The organism is Aminobacter sp. P4_D5 (assembly GCF_056401815.1).
Map to the genome: position 1 here is coordinate 1 of NZ_JBFUIP010000442.1, position 1,001 is coordinate 1,001.

Genomic DNA, 1,001 nt, shown 5'->3' on the forward strand with positions numbered 1-1,001 from the left:
TCGGCACGCCGCGCACGATGGCGGACGTGCCATGGAAGTTGATGCGAGCGCCCATGCGCATGAGCTCGGGGACATGCATGAAGCGGTTCTCGAAGATGGTCTCGGTGATCATCGAGGCGCCGTCGGCGACGGTCATGAGGGCCATGAACTGGGCCTGCATGTCGGTCGCGAAGCCGGGGAAGGGTTCGGTCATCACGTCGGCCCCGCGCAGCCCGTTGAGGCGGCTGACCGTGAGGCCGGAATTGGTCTCGGCGACATCCACGCCGCTGTCGCGCAGCACGCGGGCGACGGAGCCGAGATGCTCCAGCCGCGCGCCTTCGAGGTGCAGCCTGCCGCCGGTGATGGCGGCGGCGCAGGCATAGGTGCCGGCCTCGATTCGGTCGGGGACGATGGGGTGCGTGGCCGGGAGCAGCGTGGCGCCGCCCTCGATCCGCAGCGTGCCGGTGCCGATGCCCTCGATGCGGGCGCCCATGCGCATGAGGCACATGGCGAGGTCGGTGATCTCGGGCTCGCGGGCGGCGTTGACCAGCTCGGTCTCGCCCTCGGCCAGGCAGGCGGCCATCAGCAGGTTCTCGGTGGCGCCGACGCTGACCTGGGGGAAGATGATCTTCGCGCCGCGCAGCTTGCCCTGGGGGGCGCGGGCCTCGATGTAGCCGGCGGTGATCTCGACCTCGGCGCCGAGCTGCTCCAGCCCCTTGATATGAAGGTCCACCGGCCGCGTGCCGATGGCGCAGCCGCCGGGGAGGGAGACGCGGGCCTTGCCGTAGCGGGCCAGCAGCGGGCCGAGGACGAGCACCGAGGCGCGCATCTTGCGGACGATGTCGTAGGGCGCTTCCAGGCTGGCCGCGGCGCCCGACAGCTTCAGGGTGCGGGCCGTCCTGTCATGCTCGACGGTGAGGCCGTGCTGCACCAGCAGCTGCCGCATGGTCGCGATGTCCGCGAGATCGGGGGCATTGGTCAGGACCAGCGGCCCGTCCGCCAGGAGCGCGGCGGCCATGAGC

At 71.3% G+C, this 1,001-nt stretch carries 1 protein-coding gene; it reads right to left on the reverse strand.

The genetic code is table 11. The features are described 5' to 3' along the window. The coding region (gene murA, locus AC1DWF_RS32610) for a UDP-N-acetylglucosamine 1-carboxyvinyltransferase (protein ID WP_476842656.1) at positions 1-1,001 on the reverse strand (1,001 nt) is incomplete at both ends.